Here is a 23,664-nt window from a genome sequence, read left to right as displayed (position 1 = left end):
GAGCCATCATCTGAGGGGCATCCCTGCGGCTGTCCGGTTCCTGTCGCTGGAGCCGCTGCTTGGACCAGTGCCGTCCCTTGAGCTGTCGCGGATCGACTGGGTGATCGTCGGCGGCGAGAGCGGCCCGGCTCACCGGCCGCTGGACCTGGCCTGGGTCCGTGACATTCGAGACCAGTGTGTCGATCTTCGAATAGCTCTGTTCTTCAAGCAGGTCGGTGGGCTGACCCCGAAGGCCGGCGGCCGAATGATCGATGGCCGGACCTGGGATGAGTATCCCGCCACGGCGGACATGGCGGGTCTGTGACCCGGCTACGCGTCAAAGAGGGCCTGGGCTGATCTCGAAGTCCCGGCGGTCCTGTGACCTGGGCCGCCGGGACAGCTGCACCGGTGTCCGGCGGCAGTATTCGACGAGGCGGCCGAGCCGGGAAGGTAGGTGGGTGCTTTGCGCAAGGACGGTCCTCCTTGCGCACACCGGTGATGTCGGCTTTACCAGGGGAGCTCGTGGTCTTCCTCGTGGAAGGTGCCGGTGGGGCCGTCCTTGCCGATGGTCGCCATGCGCACGATGACCTCGGCGCTCTCTTCGACCGGGCGCCCACCGGGAAAATCGGCGGTGAAGTCGGTGGCGGTGAAGCCGGGCTCGACGGCGTTGACCTTGATCTCGGGCAGTGCCTTGGCGTACTGGACGGTGAGCATCGAGACGGCCGCCTTGCTGGAGCCGTACACGATGAAGGCGTTGTGCGACTGGTGGCGCTCGTGGTTGGTGACCGCCCAGAAGGAGCCGAGCGCGCTGGAGACGTTGACCACGACCGGGTTGTCGGACTTGCGCAGCAGCGGGATGGCGGCCTGGGTGACGCGGACGACGCCGACGACGTTGGTCTCGAATACGGCGTGCGCGCTCTCGGCGGTGACACCGTCGGCGCCAACGACATTGTTCGCGATGCCGGCGTTGTTGACCAGGACGTCGAGGTGGCCCTCGCGCTCCTCGACGGCGCGCAATGCGGTCTGTACCGAGGTGTCGTCGGTGACGTCGAGCTGTACGAACTGCGCGCCGAGCTCGGCCGCGGCCGCCTCGCCGCGCTCCGTGCTGCGTGCGCCGATGTAGACGGTGTGTCCCTCCTTGATCAGTCGGCGGGCGGTCTCACGGCCGAGTCCCTTGTTCGCCCCGGTGATGAGTGTCACGGTCATGTCTGGTGCTTCCTCTCTTCGATGAACCAGCTCGTGTGCCATCCATCGTTCGGCGAGGGGCGGCATTGAGGCAGAGCCCCCGTGATCCTGGGGGTGACAGGACCAGCCACGCACCCGGGAATCCGCCTACGCTTTTTGTTCATGACCCGCGACACCAACACGCTCGGCGACTACCTACGCGCCCGCCGCGAGCTCGTCACGCCGGACAGTGTCGGTCTGCCTCAGCTCGGCGTCCGCCGCGTTCCCGGCCTGCGCCGCGAGGAAGTCGCGATGCTCGCCGGCATCAGTGCCGACTACTACCTGCGCCTCGAACAGGGCCGCGACCGCAACCCCTCCGTCCAGGTGCTCGAATCGATCGCCCGTGTGCTCCAGCTCGACGACGACGGCACCGCCTATCTGCTCAGCCTGGCCTCTGACAAGCCTCGCCGTACACGCCGTCGGCCCCGTAAGGAGGCCGTGCCGTCCGGCATCCGCAAGCTTCTGGACTCACTGACGCTGCCGGCCTTCCTGGAAGGCCGCTACTTCGACGTCCTGGCAGCCAACCCGCTGGCGGCGGCGCTCTCGCCGCGCCTGGTCACCGGCCACAATCGCCTGCGCGACGTGTTCCTCGATCCCGCCGAACACTCCCTCTACCCCGACTGGGAGGACGCCACCGCCGGGATGGTCGCCGGGTTCCGCCAGTCGGTCGGCACGGACACCGACGACCCGCGCTTCATCGAGCTCGTGGGCGAGCTCTCGCTGGCCAGCGACCGCTTCCGCCAGCTCTGGGCCCGCCATGACGTCCACGCCCGCGAAGGCACATCCATCACACTCGACCATCCGCAGGTCGGCGCACTCACCCTGAACCGGGAGAAACTCGCGGTCTCCGGGTCAGCCGGCCTGCTCCTCGTCGTCTACCACGCCGACGCCGGCACCGAAAACGCCGAGAAACTCAGTCTGTTGTCCTCCTACCAAGCCGTTCCCCACACCCCAGCTCCCACAGACCGCGCCACCGCGACGCCCGACTAACCACCCCCGCCATGACGGCGATCCCGAGACCATCCAGCTGTGTACGGACGGGCCGGGGCGGACGCTGGTCGTTCCCACTATCGATCAACGGTCCGATGGGACAAGGACCTTGATGGCGTAGGTGCGGAAGGCACCGGCAATGACTGTCCAGTACCGCGCATGCGGGCGGCTCGAAGCTCACCCGGGTCGGGGCCGGCGCACTGCCACGGCGCTGGAGCGGGCCGCCGAGGCGGCCCGTCGGCATCCGGGAGCCTCGGTGAGGTGGTTGCCCTGCGGCGTCCGCGCGAACAGGCGGACCCGCCTGTTCCGCCTGGCGCTGGAGAAGTCCTCGATCGTGCCGCGGCGTACGTCGGCGCGCGCGGCGGCCGAGGCGTCCGAGCGGGCGCCCTCGGACTCTGCTGCTGCGGCGGCACGCAGGCGCTGCCCGGCAGCCGGGTCGCGCTCGTCGGCGACGTCATGGGGCACTCCATGACCTCGGCCGCGATCATGGGCCAGCTCCGCACTACCGTTCGAGCCCTGAGCGGGACGGTCCACCAGCCGACAGAACTCCTGCGGATCCTGGACGAGTTGATGAGCGAACTCGGGGACGCCGCATGGCGACCTGCCTGTACGCCGTCTACGACCCGGTCTCGCACCGCATCACGATCGCCAACGCCGCTCATCCGCCGCCCGTCCTGCTGCACCTGGGCGGCCGGGCCGAGGTGCTGCGGGTGCCGCCGGGCGCGCCCATCGGCGTCGGCGGAGTCGACTTCGAGGCTGTCGAACTGGACGCGCCCGCCGGAGCGACGCTGCTGCTGTACACCGACGGCCTGGTCGAGTCGCGACTGCGGGACGTGTGGACCGGCATAGAGCAGCTGCGCGAGAAGCTCGCCGCGACCGCACAGACAAATGGGCCGGACCAGCTACCGCCGCTTGAGGGACGGTGCGACGAAGTGCTGGACATGCTCGGTCCCGGTGACCGAGACGACGACATCGTGCTGCTCGCCGCCCGCTTCGACCGCTCGGTATGACGTGGCAACAGCTCAAGTGGATCCTCTGTGTCTCAGGCCGCAAGCCCGTTGGGATGGAGCATGGTCTTCCGGATCTTCCGCACCCCACCCCGTCGGAGACCTACACCAGGTCGAGTGCCCTGCACGCAACGCCCGCACCTGGAAGGTCCGGGTGCGGGCGATGGGGAGTGTTGGCTGCCCGTCAGTCGAACTGGGCAACCTTTGGCAGGTCGCTGCTGGCCGCGGCGTCGGCGGGGGGAAGGGCGGGAGAGTACACGACTGGGAAACTCGAGCGGCTCGGTGCCCAGCACGACGAGGCGTTTGACCTTGAGGAACTTCATGGCCGGCTCGAGGCGGTCGGCTTCACCTCCGACCACGAGTACGCCGCGTACGGGATAAACCCGGACCAGATCAGCGAGCTGTGGGCCTGGGTCCAAGAATGGCTGGCCGACCTCGGGCTGCGGCTTGCCGAACCGTATGACGACTCCGACTGATTGGCTGCTACTCACTCTCTGGCGACAGCGTGGCCGCAGGCGGCCCAGCCGGGGCTTATGGACTCGTACCTCGGGCGAGTGCTCTCATTAGGTTCTATGCGGAGATGGGGATCCAGCTACACCGGCTGGTGGTTACTCGTCTTGGTCGCGGTCGGCGTATCAGCGGTCTCCTGGTTCGCCCGCTTGCTCCCGGGCCTCGTGGGAGGCGCCGTGGTCGCCATGGGCGCAGCTGTCGGGGCGATGGCATCACAGCGAAGCAAGGAACTCATCGAGGACGGTGCCCGCCAAGCACTGGAGACAAGGGAGAAACTGCTGCAGGCTCCCCGTGGTCGGGTGCCGAGGATCCGTGACATCGAAGACCTGATCGCGATTGGTGTCCATCCCTCCGCGCCGGCGGGGAGCGCCCGCACGGTCACGGCGAGGGTCACTCCCTTTGTGCGTCGAGATCAAAGCGCGGAGATCGAAGCAGCCCTCCGTACGCACAGCTTCGTCTTGGTCGTCGGGGAATCCACCGCCGGCAAGACGCGAGCGGCGTTCGAGGCCGCGCGTGCGGTTCTTCCCCAGCACACGTTCATCGCACCCGCCCCCACGGACCAGACGTCGCTGCGTACTGCCATCGCCACGCTCCGGGCCCATCGCCGCGCTGTCGTCTGGCTCGACGACATCGAGAGGTATCTCGGGGTTCACGGCCTGACTCCGTACACCCTGAATGGGATCACACGGTCGGGAACCGGCCGAGAGGTGGTCGTCCTCGGGACGATCAGAGCACAGGAGCGGGCGCGATACAGCGGCGTGCACGACGCCATGACCGAGGAAGGTAGCCGCTTTGATCAGCGAACTGGGCGGGACGTCCTCGCGCAGGCGCATGAGATACGGCTCGATCGACGGTGGAAGCCGAACGAGGTGGAGCGGGCCCGCGTATTCACCAACGATGAGCGCCTGGTCCATGCGGTCCGCAGCGCTGGGCAGTACGGCATCGCGGAGTTCCTCGCCGCAGGACCTCAACTGCTCACGGCGTGGAAGGACGCCTGGGCTCCAGAGGGAGGGCATGTTCGGGGCGCGGCACTGGTTGCTGCGGCGGTCGACGCGCGCCGCGCGGGATGGGTCCGACCGCTCCCCACTGCACTGTTGCGTGTCCTTCATGAGCGCTACCTGGCCGCCAGAGGTGGCCCCAGCCTCCGGCCGGAGAGCTGGGAGGCGGCGATGGAGTGGGCGACAACCCCGCTGCATGCGACCAGCAGCCTGCTCATCCCGCTGGATGCGTCCGGGACCGCGCACTACGTATTCGACTACCTGCCCGACGCCACCGACGCATCCCCCGACAACGTCCCGATATGGGCAGACATCTGGGAACTTTTGATCGCGGAGGCAGACCCGGACACCTGCGAGGCCATCGGCTGGGAGGCGATCAGACGCACGAGACATACGACGGCCCGAGACGCCTTCCGTAAAGCTGTGGACGCTGGAGCGATCACAGCGTCGGCCGGGCTAGCCCGCGTGTTCGGTGACATGCGGCAGCTGCAACAGGCCTGTCAGGTACTGCGCACAGCCTTGCAGTCGGCCCCGACGGATACCGACCACGACACATTGCTCTACCTCCGATGGGCGCTGGCCTGGTGGAGCGGAGGAGCCGGCAACACCGCGGAGGCATTGGCCCTGACCACGGCCATCCACGAGGAGTACCGGCGCAGGTACGGCGACGACGACAGGGAAACCATCGACACCGGGCTGGCCGTGGGCCGATGGATCGGTGCCGCCGGCCGAACCGATGAAGCGCTGGGCCGGGCGTTCGAAGCGCAACAGCGATCCTTACGGGTGTTCGGCCCGGATGACCGCACGACCCTGGGCTGCCGCTTCGAGGTCGCGGTATGGACCAGGGAGAGCGGGGAGATGCTTGAGGCTGTCCGGCTCTGGGGCGAGCTGCATGAGGACGCAAGCCGAGTGCTGGGGGTGCATGACCACCTCACCAATGACGCCCGCTGGAACCTCGTGGGCACGGCGGCAGACGCCGGCGACACCGGACTCGCACTGCGTCTTCTTCCCGGTGTCATCGAGGGCCGTGCGATCAGGCTCGGCGCTGATCACCCGTGGACCCTGACATGTCGCCTTGAACTAGCCGGCCGCACCGGGAGGTCTGGGCAGGTCGGCGAGGCGCTGACGCTCGCGGCCGGAGCCACGGTGGACATTCTCCGGGCCCTGGGGGAGGACCATGAGCTGACGCTCGCCGGACTCCATCAGCAAGCCTTGTGGACTGCCTGTTCCGGTGAACCCGAGAGAGCACGCGAGCAGTTCGGTTCACTACTCGGCACGTGCGAACAACGCCTTGGCCCGAACCATCCCCTGACCGAGAACTGCAGGACACAGCTCACCCAGCCAGGCCAAGTGATCTGGTACTACGAACTGCCGTCGTGGTAGGCCCCGCAGGGAAGCTGGCCGTACTGCGTGCAGAACTTCTGCAGCACGGCGAAGCCCAGTCGCGTCGCACCGCGTTTGCCGGACACATCCTCCCCACCGGAGCGGATGTGAGTCGATGGCAGCGACCCAAGCGACCGAGCAGGCGAGTCCTCCGCGCGAGCGGAGGTGAGCTGGCGGGCCACCCAACGACGGTCTGATGTAGGGGGCCTCTCCGCATGAGCGGAGGTGCTGCGTACGGCAGCCAGACGGCGAGCACGGCCTCCTACGCGTTGGGCCGCTAGAGCGCAGCATCGGATGCGGCAGGTGTGACTGAGCGCTTCGGGTGACGGGGTTCGCCATCAGTCGCGCTCAGTTGGCGGCGCGCGGGTCATAGGCGGAGGACGGTGAAGGCGATGTCGAGCAGTGGTCGTTTCGTTTTCGGCCGCCTCGAAGGGCGACCGCCAGGTTGGCTCCGTTCGCGACTTCCGACAGCGGGTGGTCAGCATTTCGGGAGACACCCAGTGCGGGCCGCGCTCGATGTTCACGAGAGCGGACAGCACCCGGCCGTCGGCAGTCCAGTCAGGGTGGGCCTCGGCATCAGACGTTCAAGCCGCCGCACGAACCCGTTCTGTGGGCCGTTGGCGGCAAAGTAGCCCGCGCCCGCTTGCGCCTGCTGCCAGGTCGCACACACCACGCTGAACAATGGCCCCGGTCAAGACGCACGGACGTGTCTGAGTGGCACCGAGGGGAACGACCGATGGATAAAGCAGGACGTCCGGATCGTAGAGTTCTGCTTGCCGGCGCACTTGCGGGCGCCACGGTCGCGCTTACAGGGTGCTCATCGACGAGCGTCGCCACGTCGGCGACCAGTGCTCCGCCAAAGGCGCGGCCGACCACCCCCGCCGCGGCATTCGCGAGACTGATGGAAGGCAACGAGCGCTGGGTGAGCGGAGTTCTTCAACACCCCGACCGGGATCCGAACCGGCGTCAGTTCGTGGCCCAGGAGCAGGAGCCTTTCGGGGCGATCCTCGCATGCATCGACTCCCGAGTACCGCCTGAACTCCTCTTCGATACCGGGCTAGGTGACCTTTACGTGATGCGCACGGGCGGGGAGGCGGTCGAGCCCGTGGTCACTGGTTCTGTCGAGTACGGGCCCATGACGAGCGGCACACCGCTCATCGTGGTCCTCGGGCATCAGCGCTGCGGCGCCGTCGAGGCGGCGTACAAGTCCATTCGTGACGGCAAACCGCTGCCTGGCAACCTGCAGGCGATCGTCAAGGCTCTGCAGCCGGCATACGAGCAGGCAGTAAAGGAAGGCGGCGCCGACCCGGTCGAGACCATGGCCCGCGCCCAGGTCAAGTTGACCGCGACCGATCTACGCGACAACCAGGACCTCGCCCCACTCGTGGGAAAGGGCGCCCTTGCCGTGGTCGGCGCCTACTACTCCCTCGACACCGGCAAGGTGGAAGTCCTGGTCGGCGCGCCCTCTTGAACCGGTCAGACGAGACGGGCGGGCGTTGTCAGGTCGGTGACGGGTAACCGGACCGCCTCCCCCAGGTCCAAAAGCAGCTAACAGTCAGCACCACAGGCAGGGTTGACTACGGCAATGCCGCGGTCGACCCGATGCGGATTCGATGGTGCCCAAACGGCCTGCGAGGACGGGGCTGGGGATCGGCCCGGCCGTTGCCGACGCCCCGGGGCTGTTCGACGCGACTTCGGGGTGAGTGCGTACCAGTTCACGAACGACGCCGCCGCCTTTGCCAGGGGGCGGACGTTGTCGGGAAGACCCAACGCGCGGCTGCCTGGGGCTCACTGCCCGTACAGGCCCCACTTGTCGAGCCCCGAGTACACGAGTGCCACGCGGCGCACGCGGAACGGGTGACGGGGGGTGCAGCGCGGCGACCGCCTGCTGCTCCTGCTCCGACCAGTCCGGCGATTCCGGGTATGCGCGGGACGTGGCGAGCCAGTAGCCCTCGGAACGCTGCCAGGCCTCCATCGGTTCAACGGAGTACGGCAGCCGCTCGTACAAGGCCACGAGGTCGGTTTGCACCTGATTGAGGTCCTGCTGCGCAGTGAGGAGATCGTCGGAGAGTCATACGTTGCCACGGCCCAACAGTAGTTCGACCCGGCCGCCGCTCCGCCCGCGCGTCTGGCGACCCGGCGCGCCCGTCGACAGAGGCTCAGGGCTGGTCGGGCGGCGTCTCCTGCCAGTACCGGCTGTGTGCGGCCATGCACCTCTTCGTCCACTCCATCAACAGGTGGGTACCTTCCTTGATGCGGCTCACGTCGTGGCTGCCGACGGCTCCTTCTTCTTTTTCCCTTCTCGTACCGCGTTGTGTTCAGGTGGACTTCGGGCGGGACCGGGCCCGTAGGAGAAGTGCTGCACCCACGGCTGAGGCGAGGAGCACAGCGCCGGCGCTCCAGGCCAGCAGCGCGGTGCGGGATGTCCCGGGAGTGCGCGCCGCCTGTGCGGAGCAGGTGCCCGATCGGGCGGCGGGGGCGATCCGCAGCCGGGCCCACGGTTTGTCGGGGCCGTCCTGGCCGATGTCGTGCCGGTAGACGACGTAGAGTCCGGGCGTGGCGTCGCACTTGAGGGTGGTCGTGGCGGTCAGGACGGCTCGGGCGCCGCGCAGAGTGGGCCGGTCGGTGAAGGCACGCGAAGTGAGGGTGATGTACCCGTCCTTGCCCTCGTCGTCGTTGTCGGTGATCGTGATGCGGCTGCCGGCTTTGAAGGTCCGCACGTCCCACTGCGACTGGGGCCACGTGTCGTTTGCCGCCCAGCGTTCCTCGCGGTCCGGCGGGGGCATGTTCTTGACCTTGTCGCGGCACGCGCGGCGTCCGTCCTCGTCGGTCGGTTCGACGTGCACCCGCGCCCAGGGGGCCGGATGACCCGCCGGGCCCTTGGCGTTGGCTCCGGCCCGGGTAACCGGGTAGGTGCCGGGGCGGGCGTCGCAGGCGATGGTGACGGTGGCCGTCAGCAGCGGTGCCATCATGCGCAGCTTCCCGGCCGTGAGGAACACGGATGAGTTGACGGTGTCGCCGTACGCGGCCTGTCCGTCCTCGGCCGTGACCGTCAGGGTGTCGCCGGGATGCACCGAACGGACACTGCGCAGGGGCAGGGTCGGCGACGACGAGGAGGCCGAGGCCGGCCCGGCCGCCAGGAGGGGCAGCAGAAGCGGGAGCGCCGCCCAGGTCGCTGTACGGATTCGGTGCATCGCCTCGCCTGTCTAATATTTGACGATATGTCAAGAACTACTCGGTAGTATGTTACCGACCTCCATGTCGAACTGCTGTGTGATTCCGAGGAGTTCGGGATCGCTTGCCGTTCGGCCTCCTCCAAGATGGAAAGACTTCTCGTTGCGTTCCAGATACAGATGGATTCCGGCCCTCGCGCTCGGCCTGTGCGCGGGCATACTCGTCACCGGGCCGGCGTCCGCCGCGACCGGCACGCCGCTGCCGTCGGCCTCCACCGCGCAGGCGGATTCCACCACAAAGGCCCAGGGGCCGTCGGAGTTGCCGGCCCCCTCGGCGTCGTCGACGATCGCGCGGGCCGGCGAGCCGACCGCCTCGCCCTCCCCGTCGGCACCGTCCACGAGCACGCGGCCTGCCAAACCGACCGCGCCTCCCATCCCCTCGGACGGCCCGAGCCTCAGCGAGGAGGAGAAGTACTGGACGGCTGACCGCATGGACGACGCGGTCCCGGTCGATGCCGTCACGGCACCGGCCGCCGCCGCACGGCACGGCCTGAACGGTGCGGCCGCGGCACGCCGGCCGCCGCCGTCCGGCACACCGGATCCTGAGCATTTCGGCGGCCACCCGATGGTGGGGACGTTCTTCTTCGACGGCACGCCGCTGGGCGGCCCGAGTACGTACTGCACGGGCAGCGTCGTGCACACGGCCGCCAAGGACATCGTGCTGACCGCCGGACACTGCGGAGTCGGCCTGGACGGGGCCAGGCACGGCATCTTCGTGCCCCAGTACCGCAGCGGTAAGTCTGCCGCCGATCAGCCGCACGGCGTCTTCCCAATCACCCAGGTGTACTTGGACCCCCGCTACAAGAAGAACACCAAGGCGGCTACCTCCGACCTCGACCTGGCCTTCGTCTGGGTCGGCGCCAACAGCCAGGGCAAGGTGGAGGACGTCACGGGAGCGCTGACGTTCACCTCCACCACCGACTACACCCACAAGGTGACTGTCATCGGCTATCCCAGCACCGACAGCGTCAATCCCAAGCACGAGCCGGTCCGCTGCCCGGTCACCACGTCGCGGCTGCCGGGCTTCCGGCAGATGCGCATGACCTGCACGGGCTTCTACGGTGGTGTCTCCGGCGGCCCGTGGATCGAGGACTACAACCGCACCACCGGCACCGGCAAGGTCATCGGCAACACCGGCGGATACAACGGCGGCGGCAACGACGCCAACGACAACTGGGTGACCTATGCGCCGATCTACGGCAAGGACGCCCAGGACCTGTTCAGCGATGCGGCCGCGCACCGACTCGTGGACAGCAAGCCTCCGTACCAGCCGTCGACGGACCCATGGCTGCCCGGCACGGCGCCCACCTGGCAGCACGCCAAGCTGCTGGCCTCGGGCGACTTCCGCCACACCGGCCACAGCGACATGATCGTGGTCTGGACCGACGGCGAGGTCACGCTCTACCCCGGCAACGGACGCGGAGGCTACGACCCCGAACGGCAACTGCTGGCTGCCAACGGCACATGGACCCACGCGGCGACCATCACCGCCGGCGACTTCACCGGCTCCAACCAGTTCGACCTCCTCGTGCGCTGGTCCGACGGCGAGGTCACCCTCTACGGCGACGTCGGCTCCAAGGGCCTGAACTGGGCGGGTACCCAGATGATCAAACCCAACGACACCTGGAAGAACGCGATCCAGATCGCGGCAGGCCGCTTCAACGCCTCCCAGTACGTCACCGACCTGATCGTGCGCTGGGTCGACGGCGAACTGACCCTCTACACCAACGTCAGCGCCGGCACCTTCGGCCAGGAACACAAGCTCAAGTCCCCCAACGACACATGGAAGGACGCCACACTCCTGACCAGCGGCGAGTTCTCCGGCAACCAGAAGTGGGACCTCATGGTGCGCTGGACCGACGGCGAGCTCGACAACTACGTCGGCACCACCACATCGGGCCTCGGCACCGAGCAGCGCATCCTGAACCCCAACAAGCTCTGGACTCACGACACGGCCATGACGACCGGCGACTACACCGGAAACGGCCAAACCGACGACCTCCTCATCCGCTGGTCCGACGGTGAGACCACCATGTACACCGATACGCTCGCCAGCCGGCTGGGAACCGAGAACATGCTCGTCGCCCCGACCTCCTGAACCCAGCGAACCCGCACGCCCCGCCGGCCACGGAACCACCCGTGCGCCGGCCGAAGCCAGCCGATGTCATCGTGGCTTTGTCTCACATTCGGTGGTGACAGAGCGTCATCGCTGATGTGCCTGGTCCGCGCCCCACTGGCGAGTGGCATCGCCGCAGGTGTTCACCGGATCCGGTGGGTCTTCCAGAAGGAGGTCAAGTCCTTGCCGGTGATGGACTGGGCGGTTTTCTTGAAGTCCGCGGTGGTGGAGATGCCGTACCAGTGGTCGCGGGCGTAGCGCTTGACGAGGCGTGCCATGGTGGCGGTGCCGAGGGTGCGTTCCAGGTCTGCCAGGGCGCAGGAGCCAGCGCTGTAGATGAGGTGGTATGCGCTGGGGTGCTCCGCCCAGTAGGCCATTGAACTGGTGAGCGCAGCGTTCTGGTCGGGCCAGTCGTGCGGGTCCCAGCAGTCGCGGGTGTCCCAGCCGTAGAAGCGGGCGTTGGCGTACTGGGCGAAGCTCTCGTCCAGCCAGGGCGCACGGTATTGATCGTTGCCGACGATGCCGTACCACCACTGGTGGGCCACTTCGTGGACGACGGCGCTGCCTTCCTCCGTGGTCCCGAGTAGGACCAGGCCGGGGTATTCCATGCCGCCGCCGAACCGCGGAGTCATCACCAGGTCGAGCTCGCCGTAGGGGTAGCGGCCGTACTCCGTGCTGAACCGGTCGACGGCGGCGGCGCCGTCCCGGCGGGTTAGTCGCACGCCCGGGGCGGGCGTGCCGGGTGCCCAGTACGATCTGACCCGCACGCCGCCGAGCGTGGTCTGGGCCGCGGTGCGGAACGGGCCTGCCGCCCACGCGAAGTCCCGTACCCGGTGCGCGACGCTGTGCGTGAGGGTGCGCCCAGGCGTGCCGGGGCTGGTGCGGGTGCGGCCGGTCGCCGGGACCTTGAGGGCCGACGGATGGTCGAGCGTGACCTGGAAGTCGCCGACCAGGGTGTAGAAGCTCTCACCGGTCGACACGTACGGATCGAGGTGCCATCCCGTCGCGTCGTGCACGGCGAGCACGGGCAGCGCGTTGCCGAGGAAACGGAACGCGCCCTCGCGGCCGAAGCGGTTGTTGCGTCTGGGCACAGTGAGGGACACGTCGAAGGAGACGGCCGTGCGCCGGCCGCGCTCGAGAGGTGTGGGCAGGGTGATGCGCAGCGCGGTGCAGTCCAGACTGAGCCGGCCCGCCGTGCCGCCCCGCACCCGGGACACGGTGACGGGGGAGGGGCTGCCGGGAGTTCCGCAGGCGTCCACGCCGTTGCCCCACAGCCGCAGGTACACCTCGCGCAGGGGCCGGTCGGAGGCGTTGCGGAACGACACGCGCTGCCGTCCCTTCCAGTGGGTGCCGTCGGCATCGGCGCGCAGGGTCACGTCGTAGCGCAGGTGATCGGGTGTTGCGGCCTGGGCGCTCTTTGCTGCAGCTGTGGGTCCGGGGACGGCGTCGGCGACGCCGACGCCGGACCCGACGAGTAGCGCGAGCAGGGCAGCGAGCAGACGGCGGGGGGTTGTTGGTGGCCACGCGGACAGAGACGGCATGACAGCCGATCACGTTACAGTGCTTCCAGCACACGCTCCGTATGCGGGAAGTGGGGCGGCCCCGTTCCGCTTGTCTCGGCCGAGCACGACGACGTGCACGGCTGCTGGGTGATCGGGCCAGGGCGGGTCGCGGGACGGCGTCGCGGGCGTCGTCCCGCTGGCTGCAGTGCGCCTGGGGTGCGATCCAAGAGGGCGTTTTACGTGGTCGGATTGCCCTTTGATCTCATGGCTAGGGCCGCCTGGAGTTGCTGGAGCCGTTCCTGCACCTGCCGTGCCGTTCTGGGGGCGCTGGTCGGGATCCCGCTGCAGAAGCTCGGCAGCCAGCGTCGTCACTGCGGGCGTCAGGCCGGGGCGGAGCGAATCGAGGCGCGGCGACCTGCTTCCAACGCGGTCAGGCCGGATTCTCTGCTTCGCCGCTCCTGCCGAAGGGTTGCGACGAGCGCGTAGCCTGCACGGCGAATAGACGCGACCTCCATCTAAAACGAGTTACCCCTGCCCTGCGGTCAGCTGGCTGTGGGGTGTTCGAATGCCTGGCGCGCTTCCTCGAGTATTGCTCGCCAGGATGTGATGTCGGGTCTGCGGCGCAGCAGGGTTCGGCGTTCGCGTTCGGTCATGCCGCCCCACACGCCGAACTCGATGCGGTTGTCGAGGGCTTCGGCCAGGCACTCGGTGCGTACCAGGCACCCATGGCACAGCGTCTTGGCCCGGTTCTGCTGGGCTCCCTGGACGAACAGCTCGTCCGGTTCGGCACTGCGGCAGGCCGCGCTCTCCACCCATTCGCCGCTGGTCATGGCTTTCTCCTCAGCATCCGCAACGACCCTACGCTGTCCTACGTATGGAACGCTCGCCAGGCCTCAAAGCAGTCGCGGTCCTGTGCGAAGACCCGGGGTGCCGCGGCGTGGGCCGTCGTCCGCCCATGCGCCAGGCCAACGCGTCGGGTTCTCGGACAGGTGTGATCTGCCGGGACGTCAGCTATAAGTGCTACGGGTGAGGGCGTCTTGCCCTGACTTTGCAGAAGACGCACTGTTTTGCGCACCACCGGCTCGGTCACCTGTCCGTAGAAGGTTCCGAAGACCTCCGGGGTGTGTTCGACCAGCCTGACAGGCCGGGCGAGCGGAGGTGCGCAGGCCGGGACCGCATCGCCGGTGGCCTCTCCGCGCGAGTGGATGTGAGCCGACGGCAGCGACCCAAGCGACCGGCAGGGCGAGTAGGAACACGCGGACCGACGAGCTGGATCCGGAGCGGGAGGCCGTGGACTTGGCCGAGCCTCGGGTGCTGGTCTGCGGGAGTCGGCGCTGGCCGTGGCCGGTGGCTGCCGCGAGGGTGCTGGACCGGTTGGCGAGGCGTCACGGGGACGGACTTGTCGTGGTGGAAGGCGCTGCTGCCGGTGCTGATCAAGCTGCTCACCAGTGGTGTGATGAGCATGGCCTCGGCGTTGATCGTCACCGCTGCCATCCGGTGGACTGGCAGGCCGAGGGGCGGGCCCGGGGTCCCGCCGGTAATGCTCCAGGATTGAACGCTAACGGCTTGATCGGGGGCTTTGGCTGTTCCCGCCGGACGCCCCCTGACCGCACCCCGGTCCGCCCTGCTCGGCCATCGCATCGCGGCCGCGCAGAAGCGCACGACTACGGAAGTCGACGCCCTTCCGGCTGTCCGCTCGACGCGGCTCGTGCCCTCTCTCTCGCGGTTCTGCCATCCGTCACCTCGGAAATGGTCTGAATCACTCATTAGGCGTCAGTGGCTGATATAGCGCATTTTCACATCTGCCTTTCATGACATGTTGGCCTCCCTGCTTCCCCGAGGGAGGAACCGCGTGCCCAACGCCCCCGCGCCAACGGACCCGGCCCCGCGATACCCCCGGTGGTCGGACCGCCTCATACGTCAGCTCGACACGTTCGCGGCCACGCGGTCCCGTGCCGAGAAGGTGCCTGCCTTGATTCTCACCAGGCAGGCTGGCGGCGATGTCCGGGCACCGGCCTTCATCGTCCGGGAATATGAGCACCGGCTGTCGCGACGGCGGGGCACCCCTCACTTCCAGGTACCGCACGCCGTCGTCGACGACGCGGAACTGTGCGGCGGAGGGTTCCTTGCCGCGATCGACCGAGTCGCACTGCGTTTCCAGCTCACCATGCCCTCGGGAAGACTGCGGTTGCCGGCCTTTCACACCTGCCGGGCCGTACTGGGCTGCGAACGCGGCGCGGGCGACTTCCAGGCCCAGCAGCAGCCGATCCTCGATGACCTGTATGCAGCGCTGCTCAACAGGCGGAAAACGCTGCGTGCTTGCGCTCGCCTCGCGGACTTTTTGGGTCAGCATCTCCTGACCGGCTGGCTGCAGGGACTCGTGGCAGCCCTGATCGTCGGCTTTCCCAAACTCTGTTACCGGTTCCACCTGCGCCACTGGGGCCTGCGCTGGGTCGCGGACGAAGCGAACGCGACCTGCTTCCTGGACGCCGCGCTCGCCTTCTGCCAGGGCGGCGAGCTGGACAGGGAGGACCCGCGGGTGCGACGTATCCTCTTGCGCGCGCTGCTGACCGATCTGCGGAAAGCGACCCGAGGAAGGACCTGGCTGAGTCATCTGTGGGCACGGCGCCGGTGGTCCTTCGTCGTCCTCCTTCCCGAGATCGACGACCCGGACGGCCCGGGCCGCGCCTTCCTCGGCACGTTCGAGGAGCTCGCCGGTGACCATCCGCCCAAGCCGCTGCTCGTCCTGGCCGCCTGCGCGGGCCCGCCTCCCGACTACGCCGCGCCGCTGGGCGCCGACCCCGACCGGCCCAATGGCACTGCCGACAAGGTCTTCACGTTCCTCAACGAGGGCAGTGACGAGCCGGTGCGCCTCATCACGCTGCCGGCCGAGGACGACACCGAGGGCACGGCCAAGACGAAGATCGACACCCATTGGGGCGTCATGGCCCGCCGGGACCACCCCCTCGACTGGTTGCGTCCCGCCGCTTTGCCCCTCATGACCGCGGCAACGGCGGGTATTCTCCTGGCCCCGCACTACCTCTGGCCCACTGCGCCCCCCGGGCCTGCCTCATGCGTCACGGTCAGCACCGGTGAACGCGTGGGCGTCACCGATGGCAGCCAATGTGATCTGGCCGTACCGGGGAACCGCGGAAGGGAACTGCGGGACCTGGAGCACCAGGTGGCGAAGGAGAACGCCCAGATCCCGGACGGGCGTTACCGCACCCTCGTCTTCCTCGCTCCCCTGAGCCTGCAAAACGGCGTGTACGACGACCCGCCGGTCGGCCTGCAGATCCTGCGCGGCGCCATCGCCCAGCAGCACAGGCTCAACACCGGGGTCCGCCAGAACAAGATGCCCATCCGCCTGCTCATCGCCAACACCGGCCAGTACTTCCAGTACGGGGCACACAGCGCCGCAGCGCCGAAGGACCCGGACGTCGCACAGATGATCATCAGCCGTCAGCGGCAGGACCACATCGCCGCGGTCATCGGCATCACCCAGAGCCGTCCCGAGTCGCTGACCGCGGTCCGGGAACTCGACCAGGCCGGCATCCCGGTCATCGCCAACGGCGTGTCCGGCAGCACCATGGTCGGCCCCGACTCGCCGCAGCGGTACTTCCAGATCTCGGCACCCGACGGGCGAGTCGCGCAGGTCCTCGCCGATTTCATCCACCACTCTCCCGCCGTCCGCCAACTCACCAGCGGCACACCGCACGCCGTGGTCGTGTACGACCCGACCGACGCGGCCTTCAGCACGGACCTCAAGAACCTGTTCGTCGCCGCCTACCGCCGACACGGCGGTATCGACGAGATCAAGTACAGCGAGAAGCCCGGGGCCACCACACCGGAGGACATTGCGAGCGAAGTCTGCAACAAGGTCGCCGCGACGCACGGGATCGTGGTCTACCTCGCCCGATCCGGCGTGCTTCCCAGCCTCCTCAACGCGATGCAGAGTGCTGGCGGTCAGTGCCAGCCCCCGCAAGGTATGACCATCCCGATGATCACAGAGAGCTCTCCCATCGACTTCCAGCTTCATCCCGAACAGACGGCGCGCGCCTACCCGTACATGACGCTCTTCTACGAGACGACGAACGCCCCCACCCCGGACTCCCGGGACCCCTATGCCCAGTTCGCACAGGACTTCGCCACCGTCTTCGGCAAACGCAGCGCCGATGCGGACGCCGCCGGCGGCTTCGACACCATGGGTGTCGTCAGCAAAGTCATCGAGGACCTGCTGCCGGCTTCCGACGATGTCCAGCCCAACGACATCTACCTGTGGCTCACCGCCCACGGCGTGTCCCAGTACCCCGGCGCATCCGGCGTGCTGCAACTGGACGGGAAGAACAAATACCCGCCTAACAAGGCGGTGTTCATCCGCGAGATCGCCCAACCGAGCGGAATCACAGCCACGCTGCTCAGCTGCGGAGTCCTGCCCGACCGGCAGAACCCTGCGACGTGGGGCACTCCTCCCGACACCTTTCCCTGTGCCAAGGACAACACCGCGGTGGCTTCCCCATAAGAGGTTCCCTCTTCAGTGCGCCGTGGGGCGGCGAGCTGCGGGAAGAGGCTCGACGCAGACAAACCCCTCGCTGAGCAAACGCTGCAGAGCCGGGGCGGCCGTGGCCGACCCCAGGCGGCTTCGCTCGTATATACGTTTGATCTTGAGGGTGGGGGCTACCCGCAACCAGAAGGCGTGTGCTGGCCGCGCTGACATTCATCCGCCTAGGCGGGATAGGTCAGGAGAGCACGCCCACCAGTGACCGAACAGCAGACGGCGACGGTGCCGCCGGGAACGTCGGACAGAACGTCCCCGGGTTTGGTGCTCGTCGCCGCCAGGCGCGGACGTGTTCGACGGTGGTGAACGTGCCGTCAGAGGTGGACTCGCGTCCGAGCGCCTTCCTGCATACGGACGTCATGGAGGCGCGCGAACTGATCGTGGTGTCCTCGCGCCACAGGGCAACGAGCCGCCTGTGGCTGTCCAGGAACCGCAGCGTTCGGGCGCCCGAACCATCCGGATCGTCCACGGCGACGGAGGCGGTCCGCGCGACCGCGTTTTGGAGGTCGGGCGGCGGCGTGGTGAGCATGGGGCAGGACTGGAACCGTCGTGGCGCCACCGTGGCGTTGAACGAGCCGTCCGCCTGCAGAGTGAAGCTGCCGCCGACTTGAGGGCCGCAGGCGCTGTTCACCTGCCATGTATTCGGTTCCCCGTCGGCGCCGATGATGATGTTCGCCGGAATGCCGCTGACGTCGCGCCACGACGCGACGTCACGACCGTCGATCCGGATGGCGATCCACCGCCCGCCGAGGCCTTCGGCGGTCAGGGCATGAATGAGAGCCTGACGCTGTCGGGGATCTTCCGCCCTGTACGTGCATTGCGCGTAGTGGGATGTTGGAGGGTCGGCGCCCGGTCGGGCTGGTCCTCGGCCTCAGGTATTCCACTCGCCCTAGGGAGGGTCGACCGTGGCCTCCGATCGCGACATGCTGTGGCGTCGCTGCGCGCACCTGGGTCGTGTCCTGCTGCCTGTGGTGGATGAGGAGGCGTGGCGCCAGGCCCGACGTCACGAGCGTCTGGGGGCCTGGGGCATCAACATCGCGGAAGGCGAGTGGCTGATCGAGGTCTTCGCGAGACTCGCGGTCTCGGCCCCTGATCTGCCACCGACCCCCGCCGACGCGAAGACCAGCGTGGGGTAGTAGACGACCGCGGGGATACCGACGAGCGCGTTCATCAGCGCCGCGCCGACAGCGATGGCCACAGGGCGGCGCAGTGCCGGGTCAGTGAGGCCGCGCAGCGTGCTCTTCGAGGGCAATGAGTGACCGACCTTCAGGGCCTCCCACTCCGCCTGCGCCTCCTGTGGGTTGCGCGTCGCTGTGAGGACCGCCCGGGCACGGCCGGGATCCCCGCGGGCCATGAGGTCCGCCGGCGACTGCTGAATCAGCAGGGTCGTCGCAGTCAGTGCCAGCGCCGGTACGGCGTTGGCGGCGAACATCAGCCGCCAGTTGTGCTCCGGATGCAGTGTGACGCCGATGGCGAACGCGACCAGCATCCCCACTGCCAGGGCCAGCTGATAGGCCGTGATCAGAGCGCCTCGCCAATGAGCCTGGGCCAGCTCTGCGAGCAGCACCGGCGCGACCGCGGACGTGACACCCGGCGGCGAAACCGAGGAACAGACGTCCGGTGAACAGGAAGTTCTGATCAGGAGCGACGACACAGAGCGCGGGGGCCCCGACGCCCAGGATCCCCGCCAGAACCAGCATCAGACGCCGCCCCAGCCGGTCGTCAGCGCTCCCGCTGCCAGGCAGCCCAGGAGCGCCCCGATGACCAGCGCGCCCACCACGAGCCCCTGCTGCAGGCTGGAGAGTCCGACCTGGACCTGTTCGATCGTCTGGTTCATTCCCGCGATAGAGAATCCGAACAGTGCACCGGCGGATGTCGCCGCAGCCGCCAACCGCATGCCCATCGTCCTGGCCGGCATACCCCTCTCCTACACTGCGGCGTCCATAGGGCTCACGCGTCGGACAGAACGGGCTTCACCATCCGCCGCCCGGGCCCCTGCCGACCACGCTACTCGGTCGGTGTGTGTCCGCCCTGGGGCGGGGAGAGTACGAGTCGCACCCCTCAGGCCGGAGCGCGTCGCCCCCGCACAGGCCGCCTCCCGGGGATCGCGATGTCCGGCATGGTTCGCGCATACGCGTCGTCCTGGCCGACGACCACCCCGTCTACCGCGAGGGCATCGCCTGTGAGGCCCGGGCCCGCGGTTGGCGCCCCCCTGCCGGGTGTCAGTGCGCTGTATGCCGAGCAACCCTGGGCGGGTAGGCATCGGTGCGTTCGACGTCATGGTGGTCGACGTGGCGGTTACGGACCCCGCCCAGCTCGGATCACCCATTATGCCTGGTCAGAGACCCAAAGGGCGTTTGTGGAAGGCATAACCCGTACGTTCGGATTTCATACGTCATAGGTGAACGTGGCCCGACTTTCAGAAGATTGCCGAACAGAGCGCCGTGATGAAGCAGGACCTCGCCGACGCCAAGGCGGAGCTGGCCGCCGAACGGGAACGCAACGCGGCACTGGTCCGGATCGCTGCAGAGCTGTCGCTCGAACTGGAGCAGGCCCGCGCCGAACTCGAATCCGCACAGCAGGTGCCTCGGCTGCCCGGTGCACGCTCTGCACACCCACGCGTCCGGGGGCGCCGGTGACCAGCTCGCACCACACCCCACGAAGCCGCCCGGCACCAGCGTCCGGGAGCCGTGAGGGACGGACCCGCCGAGTCAGGTCAGGTGGCGGGGTCGAGAAGGATCTTTCGAACGCCGTCGGCACGGCCGGCGAACAGCTCATACGCCGTGGGCCCCTCGGAGAGGGCGAACCGGTGCGAGACCACGGTCTCTGGCTTGATCCGGCCGGCCCGGGCGAGGGCGATCAGGGGGGGAAGTTCGTAGTGGACCGAGCAGAGGCCGATGGCGAACTCCAACTCCTTGACCTGGGCCAGTCCCATGTGGAAAGGAAACGCGTTGCTCTGGCTGACCCCGATGACGCTGACCCGGCCAGCCTGGCGGACGGCCTTGAGGGCGAGCTCGATCGTCGCGTCCGAACCCACGGCCTCCACCACGGCATCCGGTCCGCGCCCGTTTGTCATCTCGCGTATGGCCGTGCGCGCGTCCTCGCCCTCGACCGGCTCGACGCCCAAGGTGGCCGCGAAAGCACGGCGTTCTGCGACCAGGTCCGCGCCGAGGACACGGGCGGCGCCCATGGCGACGGCGGACTGGGCGGCCATGAGGCCGACCGGACCGAGGCCCACGACCAGGACGGTCTCGCCGGGCTGGATGCGGGCGCGGCGGCAGCCGTACCAGGCCGTGGGGGCGTTGTCCGTCAGGACGACGGCGGCCTCGTCGGAGATCCCCTCGGACAGGTGCACCAGGTTGACGTCGGCGTGGGGCACTGCCAGGGCTTCGGCCTGGCTGCCCGGCAGTTGGGGGCTCACCCCGTAGCAGAGTTCGGTGCTGGACTTGGCGCGCTCGCAGCGGGCTGTGAACCCGGCCGCGCAGGACCGGCACAGGGCGCAGCCGACCGAGGCGGGCACCAGGACCCGGTCGCCGGGCTTGAATCGGGTGACCTGGCCGCCGGTCTCGACGACCACACCGACGCACTCGTGCACAGGTGTGTAGCCCGTTTCCGGGCTGAACGGATTGCCGTGGTAGATGTGCAGGTCGCTGCCGCAGATGCCGGCGGTGGTGACCTTGACGACCGCGTCGGTGGGGCTGGTCACGGCCGGGTCGGGAACATCCTCGTAGCGAATGTCGTGGCGACCGTGGTAGGTCAGTGCCTTCACTGCTTTCCTCTCCGCTCTGCCCTACGCGTCCGCGACCTTGAGCACGAGCTTGCCGTTGTTCTCACCGCGGAACAGTCGCATGAGGGTCTCGGGGAACGCCGCCACTCCACCGGGCACCACGTCCTTGATTCTGCGCATCTCGGGCTGCTTCCCGCCCTCACGGGCATACCATCCAGTCGGTATGCCCGCGAGCGTAGGGTGCCGTTCCTCCCGGGGCAAGCGGATCATCACCGCGCAACGCACGAGGCTCAGCCCGCCGAAGCAGCAGGCCTGCAGCCGACGGGATGGGCCGACCCAGACCCGGAAGGGGTCCGTGCCAGACAGCGGGGGGTGAACCGCGCAGGTCAGTCCAGCAGTTCCGCACTGCCGGCCGGTTCGCGCCGATCCTGTCCGTTCATGCGGTGGCGTTCGATGGACGAGCGCCGGTACACCTCCTGCCGCACCCGCTGGATCTCGCCGATGGGCCGGTGTTCCTCGCGCGATCGCCAGGGCGTGATCGACGTGGTGTCGGCGGCTGCCAGGTTGTCGTTGCCGCCGACGTCCTGGCGCGGGAGATCCACCCGGGCGACCGTCACCCAGGGCGACAGGTTCTCGGGCCACTTCACGGAGGTGTTGTCCACCGGCATCCGGACCAGATCGGTGTTGAGCTGGACCTGGAGCGCGAAGGAGTGGTCTCGCTCTGCGGCTTCGGCCACCAGGGTGCGGCGGAATGCCTCGTTGTCCGCGCGCACGTCCACGATCTGGTGTGTGAGGGCAGACAGGGACGCGGCAGTCGGCACGGTACGGATCTTGGCGATGTGGTCGCCGTACCGGAAGGCGCCCATGCTGTTGTAGGTGTACGACAGCAGGTTCCGGCGCGGGACAGTGGTGAACGACAGCATGGCGAGCAGTTCGTCCCACAGCCAGCTGTCAGGATCGGTGAGCGTTCCCCGGCGGGTCAGGAACTCCGCCATCCAGGTCTTGCGGCGGGCTGGGTTCACCAGCGCCTCGGGCAGTTCGGCGAACAGGTCCTCGATGACCATGTAGTCATAGGCGGTGTTCGCGAAGAAGACCTCGTTGTTGATGAGGTTGAGATCGAAGGTGCCGCTGTCGCGTTCGTCGTCCAACAGCGAAGGGCCGGGAACGCCGAACAGTTTGATGCCCATGCCGCACGCCGCACCCAGTTGGTGGTCGGGGCGGTGATGACCCAGGCCGTTGGAGTAGCGGACGACGGCGTCGTACACGGCTGGGCGGGCGAAGACGCCCTGGCGGTAGAAGCCGCTGTTGTCACCAACGGTGACCATGGCCTTGAGGAGGCCGTAGGTCTTTCCGTGGGCCGTACGGATGGCGCGGCCGACGGCCTGGCGCTCCACGGAGGAGCGGGTGCGGCGCGCCACCTGCTTCACAACTTCGTCCAACTCCTTCTGGTAGGTGGGGCGTTCAGTGGGGCGGTAGTCCTCGTAGCGTATGGGGTTCACGGTGCCGCCTTCCTGTGTCGTGGTGTCCTGCCCCAGACGCTAGTGAGCAATTTAATTGCGCGCAATCTAACTTGCTGTGATGAACCACACGTCGCGCGATCTGGTCGGAACGGATCGATTGCTCCTTGACCAGCTGCAGGTGCTTGCGAGAGCAGCCACGACCATCCGGGCGCCGCCGAACGCGGGATTAATCGTGGGCATGGATGACGGAAGAGTCCCTGACCAGGGCACACAGCCCGGCGCCGTTCCCGATCACGGCACCGCACCAGTCACACAGCTCCGGCTCGGCAGCCTCGTCCTCGCCCGGCCCGTCGTCCGCCGGCCTGTCACCGTCCACGACGTCTCCCTGCCTCCGACCATAAGTCAGGTCAGACGCAGAAAAAGGGGCGGCCCCGAGGGTGGAAGCCATGACATCCCGGAGCCGTCTGATGGAGTCCGTCCGGCAGAAGCAGCGGGCCAGGGCGGGGATTTTCGGAGTCAGCCATCGTGTCTGCCCCTCCCGGAAATGGGGCTGCACATTGCCCCGTGGCAGCATCGCTGCCGGCGCAAGCCTTGCCGGCAGCGATGCCGGAAACATTTCGAACGCCGGCTTCCACGCAGGTGCCGTTCCCGTGGATCAACGAACACAGGCTGCCGACGGGCAGCCCGGCAGCAGGTCCGCGCCATGACCACGATCCTCGACCGCACCACCACGCCGCTGCTACGCAACCTCCCGGGCCAAGAGCGCCAAGGGCGACGCACACGCGCTGGCGGACATGGTCCGTATCGACCACGCGCAACTGCGGCAGGTCGCCGGGAACAGTGACCAGGCCCAGGCCGTCAAGGTCGTCGCCCGCGCCCATCAGACCCTAATCTGGGAGCGCACCCGCACCTTCGAGCGCATGCGCTCGGCGCTGCGCGAGTACTACCCTGCCGCTGCCGCTGCCGCTGCCGCTGCCGCT

Annotated in this window: 21 protein-coding genes and 2 pseudogenes; 11 read left to right on the top strand and 12 right to left on the bottom strand. The window is 68.2% G+C overall.

What is annotated here, in order from left to right; all coding sequences use genetic code 11:
- Window positions 1-10 precede the first annotated feature (10 nt).
- A complete protein-coding gene (locus ACWGKT_RS37040; protein WP_453277143.1) occupies window positions 11-304 on the top strand; it encodes a DUF5131 family protein in 294 nt (97 codons plus the stop codon).
- Between the two features lie 182 nt (window positions 305-486).
- On the opposite strand, the gene ACWGKT_RS37035 is transcribed toward ACWGKT_RS37040, so the two are convergent.
- Entirely contained in the window at window positions 487-1,185 is a 699-nt protein-coding gene (locus tag ACWGKT_RS37035) for an SDR family NAD(P)-dependent oxidoreductase (protein ID WP_453277100.1), read from the bottom strand.
- Window positions 1,186-1,326: 141 nt separating this feature from the next.
- Between ACWGKT_RS37035 and ACWGKT_RS37030 the strand changes: the two genes are divergently transcribed.
- Window positions 1,327-2,193, top strand: coding sequence for a helix-turn-helix domain-containing protein (locus tag ACWGKT_RS37030; protein ID WP_453277099.1), 867 nt, complete (start codon window positions 1,327-1,329; stop codon window positions 2,191-2,193).
- Between the two features lie 177 nt (window positions 2,194-2,370).
- Here the strand turns inward: ACWGKT_RS37030 and ACWGKT_RS37025 are convergent, their stop codons facing one another.
- Complete coding sequence (locus ACWGKT_RS37025) at window positions 2,371-2,658, bottom strand: hypothetical protein (protein WP_453277145.1); 288 nt, start codon at window positions 2,656-2,658, stop codon at window positions 2,371-2,373.
- Between ACWGKT_RS37025 and ACWGKT_RS37020 the strand changes: the two are divergent.
- From ACWGKT_RS37020 to ACWGKT_RS37005, 4 genes and pseudogenes are all read left to right on the top strand, one after another.
- Window positions 2,614-3,191: pseudogene (locus tag ACWGKT_RS37020) on the top strand (PP2C family protein-serine/threonine phosphatase); the annotation flags it as partial. The gene ACWGKT_RS37025 and the pseudogene ACWGKT_RS37020 overlap by 45 nt on opposite strands.
- Window positions 3,192-3,373: 182 nt before the next feature.
- A complete protein-coding gene (locus ACWGKT_RS37015) occupies window positions 3,374-3,676 on the top strand; it encodes a hypothetical protein (RefSeq protein WP_453277098.1) in 303 nt (100 codons plus the stop codon).
- Between the two features lie 210 nt (window positions 3,677-3,886).
- The gene (locus ACWGKT_RS37010) at window positions 3,887-6,091 is read left to right on the top strand and encodes a hypothetical protein (protein ID WP_453277097.1); all 2,205 of its coding nucleotides are present in this window, start codon (window positions 3,887-3,889) and stop codon (window positions 6,089-6,091) included.
- 901 nt (window positions 6,092-6,992) lie between these two features.
- On the top strand, window positions 6,993-7,562 hold the full coding sequence (locus ACWGKT_RS37005) for a carbonic anhydrase (RefSeq protein ID WP_453277096.1): 570 nt from the start codon (window positions 6,993-6,995) through the stop codon (window positions 7,560-7,562).
- Window positions 7,563-8,409: 847 nt separating this feature from the next.
- Here ACWGKT_RS37005 and ACWGKT_RS37000 read toward each other — a convergent pair.
- Both ACWGKT_RS37000 and ACWGKT_RS36995 read right to left on the bottom strand, forming a co-directional pair.
- Window positions 8,410-9,285, bottom strand: a complete 876-nt coding sequence (locus ACWGKT_RS37000) for a hypothetical protein (protein ID WP_453277095.1) — start codon at window positions 9,283-9,285, stop codon at window positions 8,410-8,412.
- A gap of 30 nt (window positions 9,286-9,315) precedes the next feature.
- Complete coding sequence (locus tag ACWGKT_RS36995; RefSeq protein ID WP_453277094.1) at window positions 9,316-9,756, bottom strand: hypothetical protein; 441 nt, start codon at window positions 9,754-9,756, stop codon at window positions 9,316-9,318.
- Between ACWGKT_RS36995 and ACWGKT_RS36990 the strand changes: the two genes are divergently transcribed.
- Window positions 9,755-11,422 (top strand): trypsin-like serine peptidase, encoded by a 1,668-nt coding sequence (locus ACWGKT_RS36990; protein ID WP_453277093.1) that lies wholly within the window; start codon window positions 9,755-9,757, stop codon window positions 11,420-11,422. The two genes, ACWGKT_RS36995 and ACWGKT_RS36990, sit on opposite strands and share 2 nt — an antisense overlap.
- A 161-nt stretch (window positions 11,423-11,583) precedes the next feature.
- Here the strand turns inward: ACWGKT_RS36990 and ACWGKT_RS36985 are convergent, their stop codons facing one another.
- Both ACWGKT_RS36985 and ACWGKT_RS36980 read right to left on the bottom strand, forming a co-directional pair.
- A complete protein-coding gene (locus tag ACWGKT_RS36985; RefSeq protein WP_453277092.1) occupies window positions 11,584-12,981 on the bottom strand; it encodes a M1 family metallopeptidase in 1,398 nt (465 codons plus the stop codon).
- A gap of 503 nt (window positions 12,982-13,484) precedes the next feature.
- Window positions 13,485-13,772, bottom strand: coding sequence for a WhiB family transcriptional regulator (locus ACWGKT_RS36980; protein ID WP_453277091.1), 288 nt, complete (start codon window positions 13,770-13,772; stop codon window positions 13,485-13,487).
- 328 nt (window positions 13,773-14,100) lie between these two features.
- On the opposite strand from ACWGKT_RS36980, the gene ACWGKT_RS36975 reads away from it, so the two are divergent.
- Window positions 14,101-14,700, top strand: a complete 600-nt coding sequence (locus tag ACWGKT_RS36975; RefSeq protein WP_453277090.1) for an SLOG family protein — start codon at window positions 14,101-14,103, stop codon at window positions 14,698-14,700.
- Window positions 14,701-14,914: 214 nt separating this feature from the next.
- Window positions 14,915-17,461: an ABC transporter substrate-binding protein gene (locus tag ACWGKT_RS36970; RefSeq protein ID WP_453277089.1), complete on the top strand. Its 2,547-nt coding sequence runs from the start codon at window positions 14,915-14,917 to the stop codon at window positions 17,459-17,461.
- A 217-nt stretch (window positions 17,462-17,678) separates the two neighbouring features.
- On the opposite strand, the gene ACWGKT_RS36965 is transcribed toward ACWGKT_RS36970, so the two are convergent.
- From ACWGKT_RS36965 to ACWGKT_RS36955, 3 genes are all read right to left on the bottom strand, one after another.
- Window positions 17,679-18,128 carry a hypothetical protein gene (locus ACWGKT_RS36965; RefSeq protein ID WP_453277088.1) on the bottom strand — a complete coding sequence of 150 codons (450 nt, stop codon included), beginning with the start codon at window positions 18,126-18,128 and terminating at the stop codon, window positions 17,679-17,681.
- Between the two features lie 372 nt (window positions 18,129-18,500).
- Complete coding sequence (locus ACWGKT_RS36960) at window positions 18,501-19,151, bottom strand: MFS transporter (RefSeq protein WP_453277087.1); 651 nt, start codon at window positions 19,149-19,151, stop codon at window positions 18,501-18,503.
- A 45-nt stretch (window positions 19,152-19,196) separates the two neighbouring features.
- Window positions 19,197-19,334, bottom strand: coding sequence for a hypothetical protein (locus ACWGKT_RS36955; RefSeq protein WP_453277086.1), 138 nt, complete (start codon window positions 19,332-19,334; stop codon window positions 19,197-19,199).
- 610 nt (window positions 19,335-19,944) lie between these two features.
- Between ACWGKT_RS36955 and ACWGKT_RS36950 the strand changes: the two genes are divergently transcribed.
- Complete coding sequence (locus tag ACWGKT_RS36950; protein WP_453277085.1) at window positions 19,945-20,136, top strand: hypothetical protein; 192 nt, start codon at window positions 19,945-19,947, stop codon at window positions 20,134-20,136.
- 77 nt (window positions 20,137-20,213) lie between these two features.
- On the opposite strand, the gene ACWGKT_RS36945 is transcribed toward ACWGKT_RS36950, so the two are convergent.
- From ACWGKT_RS36945 to ACWGKT_RS36935, 3 genes are all read right to left on the bottom strand, one after another.
- Window positions 20,214-21,266, bottom strand: coding sequence for an alcohol dehydrogenase catalytic domain-containing protein (locus tag ACWGKT_RS36945; RefSeq protein ID WP_453277084.1), 1,053 nt, complete (start codon window positions 21,264-21,266; stop codon window positions 20,214-20,216).
- A 344-nt stretch (window positions 21,267-21,610) separates the two neighbouring features.
- Window positions 21,611-22,723, bottom strand: coding sequence for a catalase family protein (locus tag ACWGKT_RS36940; RefSeq protein WP_453277083.1), 1,113 nt, complete (start codon window positions 22,721-22,723; stop codon window positions 21,611-21,613).
- A 187-nt stretch (window positions 22,724-22,910) separates the two neighbouring features.
- A complete protein-coding gene (locus ACWGKT_RS36935; RefSeq protein ID WP_453277082.1) occupies window positions 22,911-23,060 on the bottom strand; it encodes a hypothetical protein in 150 nt (49 codons plus the stop codon).
- Between the two features lie 382 nt (window positions 23,061-23,442).
- Between ACWGKT_RS36935 and ACWGKT_RS36930 the strand changes: the two are divergent.
- Window positions 23,443-23,664, top strand: a pseudogene (locus ACWGKT_RS36930) (IS110 family transposase); the annotation flags it as partial.

The organism is Streptomyces sp. NPDC054794, from assembly GCF_053611585.1.
This window is presented reverse-complemented; position numbering and strand designations above follow the sequence as displayed.